The sequence below is a fragment of the Tenacibaculum skagerrakense genome, assembly GCF_004345825.1.
Taxonomy (GTDB): domain Bacteria; phylum Bacteroidota; class Bacteroidia; order Flavobacteriales; family Flavobacteriaceae; genus Polaribacter; species Polaribacter skagerrakensis.
Window position 1 is genome coordinate 296223 of the sequence record NZ_SLXM01000005.1, and the last position, 16656, is coordinate 312878.

Genomic DNA, 16656 nt, shown 5'->3' on the forward strand with positions numbered 1-16656 from the left:
GATATAATTGTTACATATATCTATAGTGAATTATAATCAAGATAAATAGTTTGAGTTACATATTATAATTCATCCCAATTTTAAAAATGTTTATCACACACTTAGTTTTTTTAATCACTCTTTTCCTATGAATAATCACTTGAAAATTTGTTATAAATGATGGTTTACAACTTTCTTGTATGTTTGAGATGTAGATACTAATAAATAAACTTTTATAGTTCCGGAAGAGTAATAAGTTTTTTATTTAGGTGAAACCGAAAAACCTTTAATAGAGTAGGAATAACTCATAAAGACCAAAAATTATGAAAAAAATAGCAGAATTTAATGAAAATCAAATAAGTAAATCAAAGTTGCAAATGACAACTGGAGGTACAAGTACCACAAGAGATTCAAGTACTAATATAAATACCAGTACTAATGTAAATCTTGGATCTAATGTTGTTGGAGTTGCTATTACAGACCCCGAAATGATAGACGGAGATATTACAGACCCTGAAATTGACGATGCAGTATCAGCAAACTATAGTAATGTATAATTTAAGCTATAATTAAAGTATTAGGTATCCATTAAAAATGTAATACGAACATTTTTTAATTTCAACTATTACTTACACATAGATTTGCTAGTTGAGTTTTTAATAAATAGCAACTAATTGAACTCTGTTAATAACTATATTAACAGAGTTTTTTATTTTATGGCGGTAAGTCTTATTTTAGCAAACACTTCATTATTTACTAACTTTTATGACGCAAGAAACACAATATACCGAAGATAATATACGATCACTCGACTGGAAGGAGCATATCCGTATGCGACCGGGTATGTATATCGGTAAATTAGGAGATGGATCCTCACCAGATGATGGTATTTATATTTTAGTAAAAGAGGTACTAGATAACTCAATTGATGAGTTTGTAATGGGTACGGGTAAAACCATTGAAGTTTCTATTCAAGGGAATAAAGTTATTGTTAGAGATTATGGTCGTGGAATTCCATTAGGTAAAGTGGTAGATGTAGTTTCTAAAATGAATACAGGTGGAAAATACGATACAAGAGCCTTTAAAAAATCTGTAGGATTAAACGGAGTAGGTACAAAGGCAGTAAATGCGTTATCATCTTATTTTAGAGTAGAAAGTACTCGTGATGGAAAATCCGCTTCTGCTGAGTTTGAAAAAGGAAATTTAACTAATCAAGATTTATTAGACGAAACTACGCGAAGAAAAGGAACTAAAGTAACATTCATTGCGGATGAGTCGATTTTTAAAAATTATAAGTATCGTCCAGAATATATTATTCGTCTTCTTAAAAATTATGTGTATTTAAACCCAGGTTTAACAATAGTTTTTAATGGAGAAAAGTTTTATTCTGAGAATGGATTAAAAGACTTATTGGAGGACAACAACAATCAAGATGATATGTTGTATCCAATTATTCATTTAAAAGGAGAAGATATTGAAATTGCTATGACACATAGTAAAACGCAGTATTCTGAAGAATATCATTCCTTTGTAAATGGGCAAAACACAACGCAAGGAGGTACGCATCAGGCGGCTTTTAGAGAATCTGTTGTAAAAACCATACGCGAGTTTTATGGAAAGAATTTTGAAGCATCAGATGTTCGTAAATCTATTATAGCAGCTGTTTCTATAAAAGTAATGGAGCCTGTTTTTGAAAGTCAAACGAAAACTAAATTAGGATCTACAGAAATGGGAGGTGATTTACCAACTGTTAGAACCTATATCAACGACTTTATTAAGACGAATCTTGATAATTACCTTCATAAGAATCCACAAGTAGCTGAAAAGCTTCAACGAAAAATTTTACAGGCCGAGAAAGAGCGTAAAGAATTATCTGGTATTCGAAAATTAGCAAGAGAGCGCGCAAAAAAAGCGAGCTTGCACAATAAGAAACTACGTGATTGTAGAATCCATTTTGGAGATACTAAACAAGAAGATTATTTAAATACTACATTGTTTATTACCGAGGGAGATTCTGCATCTGGGTCTATTACCAAATCGAGAAATGTAAATACACAAGCGGTGTTTAGTTTAAAAGGAAAACCTTTGAATTCGTATGGGTTGTCTAAAAAGATTGTATATGAAAATGAAGAGTTTAATTTGCTTCAAGCAGCTTTAAATATTGAAGATGGACTAGAAGGTTTACGTTATAATAATATTGTAATTGCTACTGATGCCGATGTAGATGGAATGCACATTCGTTTGCTGTTAATCACTTTCTTTTTACAATTTTTCCCTGAAGTGATTAAAGAAGGTCATTTATATATTTTAGATACGCCTTTATTTAGAGTGCGTAACAAGAAAGAAACTATTTATTGTTATTCAGAAGAAGAGAAAAAACAAGCTATTCAAAAGTTAAGAGGAAAGCCAGAAATAACACGATTTAAAGGGTTAGGTGAAATTTCTCCGAATGAGTTTGTTCATTTTATTGGTGATGACATTCGTTTAGATCCAGTTATGTTAGACAAAGAAATGTCTATTGATCAAATGTTAGAGTTCTATATGGGAAAAAATACTCCTGATCGTCAAAAATTCATTATACAAAATTTAAAAGTTGAGCAAGATCTAGTTGAGGAAAGTTAGAATGAAGTTAAATAAAAATATAATTTACGTAGCTGGTTTTCTGATTCTTTTATTACTGTCTTCTATTAATTTTAATGATTTGTCTAACAGTAGTAATTTCGGATCTTACATTGGAATTTTTGGGCTAGCTACTTTTATAGTTTTAAAAATAAAAAAATAAAAATTGAATAAAGAAGAAAAACTACTTTGGGAACAAGTAGAGGCATATAAATTTGATACAACAGAAGAAAATTATGGTTTTTCGGTAAAATTAGCTCATGAAAATAAATGGACTATTCAGTTTACTGAAGATGCCATTTTAGAGTATAAAAAATTCATGTTTCTAGCAGCAGTATCAAAACAGATGGTGTCTCCTTCTCATATTATAGATATTGTTTGGCATTTGCATTTAACATTTTCTCATTCTTATAAGAAGTTTTGTGAATTGTTAGGTAAAACTATCAACCATATTCCTTCAACAGGAAAATCAGGAGAAAAAGAAGTGCTTAAAAATGCTGTTGAATTTACAAGAGAGAAATATGAATACTATTTTGATAAGCAAAACTCAACAATATGGAGTGTTAAGTCTTTTGAAGAGGCCATTAAATTAAAACAAGCGAGTAGTAAGTGGAATGTATCAAATAGTCAATTAGTTTTAATTGGATTGGCGTTATTAATACCTGCTTTCTTTTTATGGAAACCAATTTTGCTAAAAATAGGAAACCCCGATTTTATTCAAATAGCAGTTATAGCATTAGTAATTACTATTTTATTAGTTGAGTATTTTGTAAGAGATGGCTTCAATGCAGCTTATAATAGTTTGGTGTATGATAATGAGTATATTCGAAAATTACGTCCGGAAGAATCTATAGTTATAGCCACAAAAAATGTTGAACAGTTAACACTTTTTAAAGTCAATAATTTATTTGAAAACAAGCTAGTAGAAACTTCGTCAGAAGATAACACCAAATTAGAAAAGGTTACTACAAATCAACTAAGTGATGATGTAATTGAATATTCTATTCTTAGTTGTATAGAAGAACATCCAGATAACAACTTAAGAACAATTGTAGGAGAAACCAGTAAAAAACCACTGCTAACAAGGTTTTTAGATACAGCTAATATTATTGAAGATAAAATAGTTAATTCAAAGGCTATTGTAGAACATAAGTTGGTTATCTCATTTCTTTTATTTTTATTGTATTCTTTTCTCTTTTCTAGATTTATTTTAGGAACCTTAAGAGATAAACCTGTTTTAATTCTAATGATTTTTATAGTTTTATCGCTGGTAATATTCTACGTTTATCTATCCGATAGATACAAAACATTATATAAAAGAAAGTTTTTAGCTACTATTGATACACATGTTGATACAGACCAATATTTAGAAGGTATTTTATACAATGAAAATATAATTTTTGCAGGTGCGCTAACAGCTCTCGTAATTTCAAGTGGATATGGACCATCTCAAAAGAGTACTAGTTGGTTCGATTCATCATCTTGCTCTTCTTGCAACAGTTGTAGCAGTTGTAGTTCCTGTAGCTCTTGCAGTAGTTGTAGTTCTTGTGGTGGATGTGGAGGAGATTAAGTATATTAGTCTGGCAAATTAAAATAAACTCAAAACGCTTAAACGTTTATAATACATGAGCGAAGAAAATAATAATTACGAACACGAAGAAGGTGTAACAAACGAAAATCAATCTGAAAATACAGAGTCGATAACTAAGGTTACCGGAATGTATAAAGACTGGTTTTTAGATTATGCTTCTTACGTAATTTTAGAACGTGCAGTTCCATCTATCGAAGACGGTTTTAAACCCGTACAGCGAAGAATTATGCATTCTATGAAAGATTTAGACGATGGTCGCTATAACAAAGTAGCTAACATTGTTGGTCATACAATGCAATATCACCCGCATGGAGATGCTTCTATTGCAGATGCAATGGTACAAATGGGACAAAAAGAATTGCTAATAGATATGCAAGGAAACTGGGGTAATATCTTAACTGGAGATAGAGCTGCAGCTTCACGTTATATTGAAGCACGTTTATCTAAGTTCGCTTTAGATGTTGTTTTCAATGCAAAAACTACAGAATGGCAGTTATCTTATGATGGTAGAAAGAATGAGCCAGTAAATCTTCCTGTAAAGTTTCCATTATTGTTAGCGCAAGGAGCAGAAGGTATTGCAGTAGGATTATCAACCAAAATATTACCACATAATTTTAATGAGTTAATAGATGCTTCAATAAAATACCTAAAGGGTAGAAGCTTTACGTTAGTACCAGATTTTATGACTGGCGGAATTGCCGATGTATCTAGTTACAATGATGGTAAACGAGGAGGAAAGGTTCGTGTAAGAGCAAAAATTTCTCAATTAGATAAAAAAACACTTGTTATTACTGAAGTTCCTTTCGGTACTACTACTTCAACTTTAATTGATACCATATTAAAAGCAAACGATAAGGGTAAGATTAAAATTAAAAAGATTGAAGATAACACAGCTGCTAACGTAGAAATTTTAGTGCATTTACCACCTAATGTTTCTCCAGATAAAACTATTGATGCCTTGTATGCATTTACAAGTTGTGAAAGTTCTATTTCTCCGTTGTGTTGTATCATTGAAAATAATACACCAATTTTTATTGGTGTTTCTGAAGTGCTTAAACGTTCTACAGATTTTACAGTAGAATTGCTTAAAAAAGAACTTGAAATTCAATTAAATGAGCTAGAAGAGCAATGGCATTTTTCTTCACTAGAAAGAATTTTTATTGAAAATAGAATTTACCGTGATATTGAGGAACAAGAAACTTGGGAAGGTGTAATTGAAGCAATAGATCTAGGTTTAAAACCTCATACAAAACACTTAAAAAGAGCCGTTACAGAGGAAGATATTGTTAGACTTACCGAAATTAGAATTAAGAAAATTTCAAAGTTTGATATAGACAAAGCTAAACAGTTTATTGAGAGTTTAGAAGATAAGATTACTGAAGTAAAAAATTATTTAGATAATCTTATTGAATTTGCCATCGACTATTTTAAAGAATTAAAAAACAAATACGGAAAGGGTAAAGAACGTAAGACAGAAATTAGAATGTTCGATGATATTGTTGCTACTAAAGTAGTGATGCGTAATTCTAAATTATATGTCAATAGAGAAGAAGGTTTTATCGGTACTTCTTTGAAAAAGGATGAATTTGTTTCTGATTGTGCCGATATCGATGACATCATTGTCTTTAAGGATGATGGTTCTATGGTGGTTACCAAAGTCGATTCCAAAACCTTTGTTGGTAAAGGAATTATGCATGTAGCTGTTTTCAAGAAAAAAGATAAACGTACTGTATATAATCTTATATATAGAGATGGTACTAGAGGACCAAGTTATATGAAGCGTTTTAATGTAACTGGTGTAACTAGAGATAAAGAGTACGATTTAACAAATGGTAATAAAGGCTCAAAAGTATTGTATTTCTCTGAAAATCAAAATGGAGAAGCTGAGGTAGTTACAATACTATTAAGAGCTGTAGGAAGTATTAAAAAGCTTAAATGGGATTTAGATTTTGCCGATTTAGCTATAAAAGGACGATCTGTTCGTGGTAACTTAGTTTCTAAACACGGAATTAAGAAAGTAGAATTTAAAGAAGCTGGTGTTTCTACGCTTAAGCCACGTAAGATTTGGTTTGATGAAGCTGTACAACGCTTAAATGTTGATGAAAGAGGTGAATTGCTTGGCGAGTTTAGAGCTGAAGATAAAATTCTTATCATTACACAATCTGGAAAAATAAAAGCGGTTACTCCCGACTTGGCAATGCATTTCGACAATGATATGATTGTGCTGGAGAAATGGAAACCTAACAAACCTATTTCCGCTATTTATTATGATGGTCATAAAGAACGTTATTTTGTAAAACGTTTCTTATTAGAAAGTCCAGATAAAGAAGATGTTTTTATTACAGATCATGAAAAGTCTCAATTACAAATTGTCTCTACCGATTATAGACCGATTGCAGAGGTTTCTTTTACCAAAAGAAATTTACCAAAATTAGAAGTAAATTTTGAGGAGTTTATTGCAATTAAAGGAATAAAAGCAATTGGTAATCAGTTAACACAAGCTAAAATTAGAAGTGTAGATTTGTTAGAATCGTTACCGTATGATGAACCTGAAGAAATCGTAGAGGATATTGAAGTAAATGATGAAGAAACAATGGACGCTTCTGAAGATGTTGATACATTTAAAGCAGATAAAGCCAATAAGGCATTACAAGCTGCTATAAAAAAGAAGAAAGATGGTAATGACGATGAAAATCAAACAGCGTTATTTTAGATGAAGTTAAAGCATTTATATTTATTACTAGCAATTGTGGGTATTTGTTACACATGGTATTATAACATACAGTATTTTAAAACTGCTGTAGATCCTTCATTTACCCATTTTTTTGCAGAAGCAAAATCTACATTTGCAGGTAAATCATTAAGTGCTGATTTATTAGTAGTCGTGCTTACTTTTTTTGCGTTTTACATACCAGATGCTATCAAGTTAAAAATTAAATATTGGTGGATATTTATTCCATTAACATTTATCATAGCAATAGCATTTACGTTTCCTTTGTATTTATATATTAGAACTATCACATTAGAAAAAAGTACTATAATTGGATAATTTCATGCCATATCAATTTGATTTAAAAAATCCTTTAGGAATTTTAGCTTACATTGTAACTGTAGTTTTTGTGGCATGGGTAATTTCTAGATTGATTCGATATTTCATAGTACTAATAATCGATTCAAAGAGAACGGATCAATATGGTAAAACAAGTATCCAGTTTTTAAGAAATTCGGTTAAGTTTTTTTTAGGAATATTAGCGCTTTTCTACATAGTTTTAACAGTTCCTACACTTCGTAGTAAAGCAACTTTAATTTTTTCTGGTGCGGGTATTATTGCAGCTATAATAGGTTTTGCTGCACAAGCTGCTTTATCTAATTTAATAGCGGGCGCTTTTATCGTAATTTTTAAACCGTTTCGTGTTGGAGATTATATCAAACTAGATGAAGATAGAGTCGGTATTGTAGAAGATATTACTTTACGTCATACAGTTATAAATAATTTTGAAAACAAAAGATTAATTATTCCTAATTCTGTAATTAGTACCGATTCTGTATTGAATCATACTATTCAAGATTCAAATGTTTTAAGTTTTAATAATTTTAAAATAGGTTTAAGAGCAGATATCGATTTAGCTAGAAAAATCATTCAAGAAGAAGCAATAAAATTACCAATGGTTATGGAGATTGATAGCAATTCTGTTGATGTTCGAGTTATTGATATTCACGAGAGTTATATTCATATGCGTGCTTACGTTTGGATGAATGAACCTTTTCAAGAATTTATGGGTAAATGTGCCTTGAAAGAAGCCGTACATAAGCGTTTTATTAAAGAAGGTGTAGATTTACCTATTCCAATAAATAAAATAGAAAAAATCTAAATTGACTATTTTTTCATCTCAATAAAATATTAAAGTTAAGTTTTTAATTTATGATTAATTTCTTACTCTGAAAAGTATTTGAATTTATTAAAGTTATAAAATACACTCCTTTAGTAAAAGACTTTAATTCCAAAGTATTATTGCCAATAGTTAAGTTTCCATTCATTAAAATTTGACCTTTAATATTGGTTACTTTATACTTTGCATCTTGTAAAAGCTCTATAGTAATTATACCAGTACTTGGAATAGGATAAATACTAAATTTATTTAATTCGTAATTGTCCGAATTTAATGTATTACAAGCTCTTCCAAAACTGGTATGTGGGTCTATATCCATCCAATTTGAAGTACTATAATCAATATTATCGACTGCTACACAGTTCAAATTCGGGTTATTTCTAGTGTCAAATCGTGTAAAGTTTTCATTATTGCCATTTTGAACATTTAAGGAACTAAGATTATTTGAAGAACACCATAAAAATTCTAATGATTTATTTTGAGATACGTCTAGATTAGTAAGTTGATTACCATAAATGTAAAGTTCTTTTAATTTTTTATTATTAGATAAATCAATACGGTTAATTTTATTAGTACGTATAACAAGTGTTTCTAAATGAATATTTTTAGAAACATCAATAGTTAATAACTCATTACCACTAGCTTGTAGATAAGTAAGCGAAGTGTTTTTGGAAAGATCGACAGTTTTAAGATTATTAAAATGTATTGACAATTCTTTGAGTGATATGAAATCCTTAATACCAGTTAAATCCGAAATATTTTTATCAAATACATTAAGGTAAGTAATATTATTAATATTTGATGTTAAAACATAATTATCTAAAACATCATCTACCCCTAAATCTATTAAAGCCTTTTCAAAATTATCATCAGGTACAAATGTATTTTGGCAATTAATGAATGAAGTAATAAATAAAAACAGTAAATAAAGTAGTTTTCTTTTCATATGGTTTTTAATATGCAATTACAGTTTTCTAAAAATAATAAGAAAAACCGAAATTTCTCTGGTAAATAGAATTTAGTTTATTTGTTCCTAAAATCAGTTGTAAAGAAAGAATATATATTCTTGATTTTACTAGAGTACAAGAAAACAAACTAAATGTATAATGTAATTTATATACTTCATTTTTATTTAGTTTATTCCAATATTTGCTTAATATATTCAGAAAAACCTTCTTTTTTAACATTAAGATTATCTTCAATAAACAGATAAAGCTGTTCATCGGTTCTTACATTTTTTAATCCTTCAAATAAAGCATTCATTCCTTTAACTTCAAACACTTTTTTACAAATTAAACCCCCAATAACATATCGAAATTCTGTACTATGTAATCCATTGGGGATATAGCCTTTTAGGGTTTTAAATGATATTTCAAAGTTTGGATTTTGATGTACATATTTCCTGAATTTTTCAATATGCCAATCCAAACTTTTACCACCACTTCCTCCTATGTAGGTGGCAAATCCTTCATTAAGCCAAAAGTGATACCCATCAGGATACATTTTAAAGGTGTATAAATGAACTAATTCATGTGGATAATATTCTGAATTATTACCAGCATAAACAATGTTGTTATTGATATCAGCAACACCTCCAGTTTGACCAGGAATATATATGGCATATAATCGTATGTCCAAAGTTGGACAATTTCTCTAGAATAATTACTTACGAAATAATCAATTGAAATAGGAGAGATGTTGAATAGTTTCGACATTTTAATATTGAAACGATACATTTTTTCTGCTTCCTCTCTATTAAATTTATGATTTGGATGAATGTAATATTTAAAACATTTGGTTTTTTAATAATCCATAGAGCAGAAATAAGATAAAGTAGTGTGAGAGAATTAAATATACTGTCACTCATTATATAATTTGTACAGAAAAGTATGCTAGGAGATAAAATATATAAAAAAGAAAATATGTAGTATACTATTTTATGTAATTGAAAAAAATACTTAACGCTAAAAATAAAGGTGAGCTGGGCTAATACACTTATTAAGAACTGACCTATAAATATGACTGAAATTTTTGTTGAGAATAAATGACAAAAATAGATAAACCAAGAATATCCCATAGGTCTAAAACCATTAATAGTCATAGTTTTAGCTGAAAGAATGTAATTTCCAGAATCAGCAGTAACAGCAGGGTATGGGTAGGTTTTGCTTAAGAATAAAAAAAGGAGTAAATAAGCAAAAGCGAAAGCAAATAATTGAAGCTTTTGCTCTTTTTCCATTAGATAGGATAAAAAAGTGTTGTTTTGAAAAAATGTATTGTTTTTGAAACTTTTAAGCATCGCTACATTAAACTACCTATTTATAATATTTAGATAAGGGTTTAATACAAAAGTAAACATATAATCGGATTATAATTTATGCTTTTCAAACTCCTTATGTATAAGCTTTTCTAAATCATCGTATTTCATTTTCAGCGCATTTGAGGTAATAGCTATTGGTGAACCATACATTTTATAATTGGCTTTCATAATTCGTTTTGATAATCCGTTTTTGGCTCTTTCTATATATTTTTCTGGTTTATTTGTTTCAATCATCATAATGTTAGTAGATGCTATTTCTAACGTTCTAATTTGGCTGATATCTTCCCATTCAACAAGGCCAATACTATTTCCGCTAGTGTTATCCGTAATTCCTTTTTGGTTAATAATTAGCCCAACTTGATTATCAAATAATTTCTTTCCAATAAATACTAAACCGAGTCCAAAAAAAACTACAGAGGCAATTCCTACAATCGTAATGATTAATGTGGTTTTAAAAATTGGATTTATAAAGGTTTCTGGATATACTATAAATAAAACTCCTGCAATTACAAAAAGCAAGGCACAGATTAGGAGCAAAATTATTTTAGTTTTACTTAATGGAATTTCAATGGTATTATTCATCTTATTTTTTTAAAATTTCAGGAATAGGAATATACGTTTCATCGCCAGGAACTTCAGGAAAACTTTTGTTTTTCCAATCTTGTTTTGCTTTTTCTAAACGTTCTTTACTATGAGAAACAAAATTCCATAACAAAAAACGTTCTTCAGGTAGTGTTTCACCACCAAACAGCAGGATTTGTGAGTTAGCATCTAAACAAATTTCACATTCATCGTCTGTTTTACTAATTAGCATTTGACCAGCTTCTACTTTTTGTTCTTCATTTAAAATAGCTCCTTTTACAACTACGAATGCTATTTCACCTTTTACTTTTCCTCGGAGATTCAAGGTAGTTTGTTCACTTGCAAAAATATCGACCATGAAAAGTGGAGAATACCCTTGAAGAGGTGCCGATTTCCCGAAAGCATTACCTGCAACAACTTTTATAGTTAAGTTTCCATCAATAAGTTTAGGAATGTCAGAACTAGGATAATAATCAAATCGAGGATTAATTTCCTCTTTTTCTACAGGTAATGCCACCCAAATTTGATATCCATGCATTAAAAACACTTCTCCAGTTCTATTTTGTTTTGGCGTACGTTCCGTGTGTGTTACACCTTTACCAGAAGTCATAAAACCAACATCTCCAGGAGATATTACCTGAACGCTTCCTGTGCTATCTCTATGTTCAATTTCACCTTCAAATAAATAGGTTAATGTACTTAAACCTATATGCGGATGCTGATCTACATCAAAATAAGCACCATTTCCCATAGTAGATGGTCCCATATGATCTATAAAAGTAAAAGGACCTACCTGTCTTTTTTTTCTGAATGGTAGTAATCTTCCCACCATAAAATTACCCAAATCTGCTTGACGTTCATTTACTAGTAGTTTGTTATTAGCCATGGAGTTGTTTTTAGTTATTTATTTTAAATTTAATCAATACTATTATATTCTTGTTGAAATTTCTTTAAAAGAAAAAGAATCAATGGAGCGTGTTTGGGATAAAATTAAATTTTGATTAGATTCATTTTAAAAATGAATAATCCTCTGATAATTATGGTATCAATTTTTATTAATAGGTTATTTACTCAACTTTAATATTCTTAAAGCTCCTTGAATAACCAATACAAAAACTATAGATCCAATAATTAAATCTGGTTTACTGGAGTTGAGCCAATTTACTAAAATACCAGCAGATATTACACCAAGGTTTATTATTACATCGTTGGAAGTAAAAATCATGCTTGCTTTCATATGAACTTCTTCTTTACTTTTAGATTTTTGTAAAATGTAAAGACAAAATCCATTAGCGACTAAAGCTAAGATAGAAACGATAATCATTGTTGAAAAGTTAGGAAGTTTCTCATTTCCAAAAAACCTTCTTAACACTTCAATAAAGCCAATAACGGCAAGCGCAATTTGAAAAAATCCTGCTAATTTAGCTATCTGTTTCTTTTTAGTTAATGTTCCACCAACTGCAAGTAAACTAATTCCGTAAACAAAACTATCTGCAAGCATATCTAAGCTATCAGCAACCAATCCCATCGATTTTGAAATAATACCTGTAGTCATTTCTATGATAAAAAAAGCAAAATTAATTCCAAGTACCGACCAAAGTAGTTTTTTCTGATTGGTTTCTTCTTCAAATTCTATCACATCGGTCTCTTCAGAAGAAAGTATTTTTCCCCCTAAATTTAGCTCTAGAATAGATGTTTCAATTTCATTTATTTTTTCACTATGATAAACAATTAGTTTTCTATTAGGTATATCAAAATCTAACTTTACAATACTTGAAATACCACCTAATTTCATTCTTATTAGATTTTCTTCTGAGGGACAATCCATTTTTGTAATTTCAAATATTGACTTTTTCATTCATCCAGTTTTAAGTAGTTATAATAAAACTTAAGTTAATAGAATTTTAAATAGGGTTGAAGAGTATTTTAGAGAGGCCAAGTTACTTGTAAAGGTTTAACCATCCAAGGTAATTTTACATTTGAAAATGAAAAAGGACATCGTTCCAATAGAAGGTCATAAGACCTTTTCTCAATAAATAACTCCCAAATATCTTCTGTTTCACGCAAAATACCATTACGCATTAACCAATTTCCTCTAAATCCGTTTATTGAAGATTTTCCTATGGCAGGCCAATAATCTATAGCTGATTGAATCAGATAATCAATTAGTTGCTTTTGATTTTGATTCATATTTATAGTAGCGTCGATATTTGTATTTGGCGAAAGACCTACTAAAATTTTATTCAAGGCTAAATGTGATTGGTTAGTTTCAGTTGTCCCTGAAACTATATATTGTAAACAAGATATAGAGTCTAATCGTGCTTTTTCTGTGATGAATGTATTATTTTGAACAAGATTTAGATTTTCTAATAAGATTGTAAAATAAGAGCTTAATAAAATCATTCCAGCATTTGAGATTGAAAGTTCAATTTGAGATTTTGTTACTGCTTCGTTACTCATATTTTAGCTTGTTTATTTTATTAATTGTTCAATTACAACAGGTTTTACAGGTGTTTTATTGAATACGTTTTGTATTATTTTAATAAAACATTTGTTAGCGTTACTATTCCGATAATAAGAATTAGACTTAGCGAGAGCTGTTTAAACTTCTCTTGAGGAATATAATTCAGTATTTTTTTACCAATTAGCGTTCCTATAATTCCAATAATGATTAAAAAAGGAACATATTTTAGGTCGTGTTCATGAATAAATCCATTGTAATAGTATACAAATGATCTAGAGAAATCTATTAAAAAATCAATAAAGGCAGATGTGGCTATGAATACATTTTTTTCTAAGTTAAAAGCAGACATGGTTAAGCCTCTTATCGCTCCGCCGGTTCCTAAAAGACCTGCAGAAAAACCAGATAAACTTCCACCAATTATGGCGTTTCGTTTGTTTGGTGTTATGATTAACTTTTTCTTTATCAGGAATAAAAGTGCTAAGGAGACTAGAAAAATTCCTAGAAATAATTCTAAAAACGAATTCATGAAAATCTTAGTTATTAATCCACCTAGTATTACAAACAAAACAGATGGAATACCAATGTTAATAAGTAATTTTTTATCGAGTCCTTTTTTGAATAAAACAATCTTACTTAGATTACTGGAAAGATGATAAATAGCAGTTAATCCTAAAACAGATTCAAAATCGAAATAAAAATTAGCGATTGGTACAAAAAAGACAGATGAACCAAAACCACCTATAGTTCCAAATATTTCAGCAAGTAAGGATAAAAGAAGGAATAGATAACTTATGTTTTTCATTTATTTTATATGGATTACACTAACTACAACTGATAATAAATCAGTTTGATTTTCTTTTAAAACTACAAAACAGAAAGTTTTGCATAGTATCAAAAGGAGTAATATGATCTTCAGTTGAACAGGTAATTTTTTCGAAATCATTTTCAAACTCAGTTATCAACTTGCCTTCACTATATTGCTTAATGTCAAGACCGCTACATTTCTTCGGCCCATTTTCTGAAAAAGTACCAATGATTAGATATCCAGTTACAGTATTTCTTGCAATATTAACATATTTAGAAATTTGTTCTGGAGTTGTTAAAAAATGAAACGCTGCTCTGTCATGCCAAAGATCAAAAGTTGTGGAAGGTGTAAATTCTGTTATATCACTTACTATCAAATTTACGTTATTTGCTTTATCACCTAAACGTTTTTTTGCTTTTTCTAGCGCTGCTGCAGAAATATCCAAAACCGACACGTTTTCAAATCCCTCTTCAAGTAGATAATCCACAAGTTTACTATCGCCACCGCCAACATCAATTATTTTAGCAGATTTATCTAAATCTAATGAGTTAATTAAATCTAGTGAAATTTGAGGTTTTTCTTGAGTCCAGCTAACTTGCTCCGGATTTTTAGTTTCGTAAACTGTTTCCCAATGTTTCTTGCTATCTAGATTCATTGTGTTTGAGTGTTTTTAGATTTGCTGTAATGTAATTAAAAATCAAACTAACAGTTTTGTTAATGTTTGTTTGTGTAGGAAAAGGGTATGATTTTGATACTTTTATAGATTTTTCAGGTTCTTTAAGAACAACATAAAAGAAAATAAATCCATCGCTAGATATAATTTAAATTTTCACTTATCCTTTAACCATTTCCAATTTCATTCCAGGAATAACAAAAAATACTTTTCCGTTTATCTTTTTAATTTTAATGAACATTAAATTGAAATTGTTTTCATCTGTTCCCAGTTTTATCTGGTTGTTTTTTAGCTTCCAATTTTTATCATTTAAAGATGCTAACTCTTCCATAAATGCAGCCCTGTCATTTGGTAGTTTAAGGTAAAATTTTCCATTTTCTTTAAAATCAAATTCTGAGTTAAGAAAACCTTTTTTTAAACCTTCTATAACTTTTTGACTTTTAGGTTTCGCATCTTTAAAATCAATTGTTATGTTTTTAGTAGTCCATTTTCCAATTAATTCAGGTTTTTTAATATTCTGACCAAAACTTGTGCTAATAAATGTTAGAATAAGTAGGGTAATAATATTTTTCATACTGATTTATAATAAAGTTAGAATTCCGTTATACTCGTTTTATGTATTTTCATTACCTAAAATAATAAATACAAATTTAATAGAATAAGCAAGAGTACTTTTTAAATATACTTAAATCCTGTTACTATTTATAATTATGTTTTTATTTAATGTTTTTGTGTGAGATCAATTGATTCTTCACTTTAGGATTTTCAATAATTGATTTCGTATAGTCTTTGAAATTTTCATAATTATTAGGTGAATCCTTAATTTGTTCATAGAGGAATGATTTATCCGTTTGAGGATAAATTATAACAGTTTCTCCAAATCTTAAATCAAAAAGTTTCATGTTTAAAAGTAAAGTAGAATATCCATCTGGACTGTATGTAAAAATCCAGTCAAATTCATTGTTTATTACTTTAAATACACCTTGTGCAGTTAAATATGGATAATTTCGTGAATCAACCAGTGTTGATTCTTCTGCATTCTTATCATTTGTTAAAACCAACAAGGTTAGTTTATCAATAATTTTTTCACTTTCAGGGTTTTCATATTCTCCAATTCTAATGCCTTTGAAAATTCTTGATTCTACTTCAATTAAAAACGGAATACTAGATACAGCATAGTCATATTTAGCTACAGGAAAAGGAGATTTATTTAAAGGATAGCTCTGAAAAACTTCAGAATACATCTTATAAGTATCAATGTCTTGTTTAAACAGCTCTAAGTCCCATTTAGTACTATCAAGATGTTGAATAGCTTTTTTGTTTAATTCTTCAAAATTCCATTTCTTTTCCTTAACTTTTTGACTAACGGAATCAGATTTACCTTCTTTATGACAAGAAAAAAAGAGTATCCCAAAAACTATAAAGATGAACTTTTTAGTTATTATCAAATCTTTTAAATGTATTAGCATAATATTTTTCTAGGGAAAAGGAGGTAAGTTCTTTTCCGTTGTTTTGGAAAGATAATTAATAAGATTATATTTCCGAAGAAGAAATTTATTTTCATTTAATTATTATTTTGTAGCTAAAGTTTATTTTATTTCGAATGTATTTCCATTCCAACAGATTTTAATTTGTTCGTCAGAACCTATTAAACTTATTTCGTAAATTTTCTCGTTGTCATTCCATTGAATGTTTAAAATATCTTCTTCCATAGCAAATTCGTCGTTCAGATAAAA

16 protein-coding genes are annotated in these 16656 nt (G+C 29.2%); 6 read left to right on the forward strand and 10 right to left on the reverse strand.

What is annotated here, in order from left to right; genetic code table 11:
• Positions 1-302: 302 nt before the first annotated feature.
• From EV195_RS10255 to EV195_RS10280, 6 genes are all read left to right on the forward strand, one after another.
• Positions 303-536, forward strand: a complete 234-nt coding sequence (locus EV195_RS10255) for a hypothetical protein (RefSeq protein WP_132794856.1) — start codon at positions 303-305, stop codon at positions 534-536.
• Between the two features lie 208 nt (positions 537-744).
• Entirely contained in the window at positions 745-2601 is a 1857-nt protein-coding gene (locus tag EV195_RS10260; protein ID WP_132794857.1) for a DNA topoisomerase IV subunit B, read from the forward strand.
• A 163-nt stretch (positions 2602-2764) separates the two neighbouring features.
• Positions 2765-4168 (forward strand): glycine-rich domain-containing protein, encoded by a 1404-nt coding sequence (locus EV195_RS10265; protein WP_132794858.1) that lies wholly within the window; start codon positions 2765-2767, stop codon positions 4166-4168.
• Positions 4169-4223: 55 nt separating this feature from the next.
• Positions 4224-6902, forward strand: coding sequence for a DNA gyrase/topoisomerase IV subunit A (locus EV195_RS10270; RefSeq protein ID WP_132794859.1), 2679 nt, complete (start codon positions 4224-4226; stop codon positions 6900-6902).
• On the forward strand, positions 6903-7238 hold the full coding sequence (locus EV195_RS10275) for a DUF2834 domain-containing protein (protein WP_132794860.1): 336 nt from the start codon (positions 6903-6905) through the stop codon (positions 7236-7238).
• Between the two features lie 4 nt (positions 7239-7242).
• Entirely contained in the window at positions 7243-8061 is an 819-nt protein-coding gene (locus tag EV195_RS10280) for a mechanosensitive ion channel family protein (RefSeq protein WP_132794861.1), read from the forward strand.
• Between the two features lie 43 nt (positions 8062-8104).
• Here EV195_RS10280 and EV195_RS10285 read toward each other — a convergent pair whose 3' ends face one another.
• The 10 genes from EV195_RS10285 to EV195_RS10330 form a co-directional block, all read right to left on the reverse strand.
• Positions 8105-9025, reverse strand: a complete 921-nt coding sequence (locus EV195_RS10285; RefSeq protein WP_132794862.1) for a T9SS type A sorting domain-containing protein — start codon at positions 9023-9025, stop codon at positions 8105-8107.
• Between the two features lie 191 nt (positions 9026-9216).
• Positions 9217-9717: a hypothetical protein gene (locus tag EV195_RS10290; RefSeq protein WP_132794863.1), complete on the reverse strand. Its 501-nt coding sequence runs from the start codon at positions 9715-9717 to the stop codon at positions 9217-9219.
• Positions 9718-10444: 727 nt separating this feature from the next.
• Positions 10445-10978, reverse strand: coding sequence for an STM3941 family protein (locus tag EV195_RS10295; protein ID WP_132794864.1), 534 nt, complete (start codon positions 10976-10978; stop codon positions 10445-10447).
• A 1-nt stretch (position 10979) separates the two neighbouring features.
• Positions 10980-11864, reverse strand: coding sequence for a pirin family protein (locus EV195_RS10300; RefSeq protein ID WP_132794865.1), 885 nt, complete (start codon positions 11862-11864; stop codon positions 10980-10982).
• 177 nt (positions 11865-12041) lie between these two features.
• Positions 12042-12836, reverse strand: coding sequence for a cation transporter (locus EV195_RS10305; RefSeq protein WP_132794866.1), 795 nt, complete (start codon positions 12834-12836; stop codon positions 12042-12044).
• A 68-nt stretch (positions 12837-12904) separates the two neighbouring features.
• Positions 12905-13438: a contractile injection system tape measure protein gene (locus tag EV195_RS10310; protein WP_132794867.1), complete on the reverse strand. Its 534-nt coding sequence runs from the start codon at positions 13436-13438 to the stop codon at positions 12905-12907.
• A 74-nt stretch (positions 13439-13512) separates the two neighbouring features.
• Positions 13513-14244, reverse strand: coding sequence for a sulfite exporter TauE/SafE family protein (locus EV195_RS10315; protein ID WP_132794868.1), 732 nt, complete (start codon positions 14242-14244; stop codon positions 13513-13515).
• A 40-nt stretch (positions 14245-14284) separates the two neighbouring features.
• Positions 14285-14902 carry a class I SAM-dependent methyltransferase gene (locus tag EV195_RS10320; RefSeq protein ID WP_132794869.1) on the reverse strand — a complete coding sequence of 206 codons (618 nt, stop codon included), beginning with the start codon at positions 14900-14902 and terminating at the stop codon, positions 14285-14287.
• A 178-nt stretch (positions 14903-15080) separates the two neighbouring features.
• Positions 15081-15494 (reverse strand): hypothetical protein, encoded by a 414-nt coding sequence (locus tag EV195_RS10325; RefSeq protein WP_132794870.1) that lies wholly within the window; start codon positions 15492-15494, stop codon positions 15081-15083.
• A gap of 142 nt (positions 15495-15636) precedes the next feature.
• Positions 15637-16389 (reverse strand): hypothetical protein, encoded by a 753-nt coding sequence (locus tag EV195_RS10330; protein WP_132794871.1) that lies wholly within the window; start codon positions 16387-16389, stop codon positions 15637-15639.
• Positions 16390-16656 lie beyond the last annotated feature (267 nt).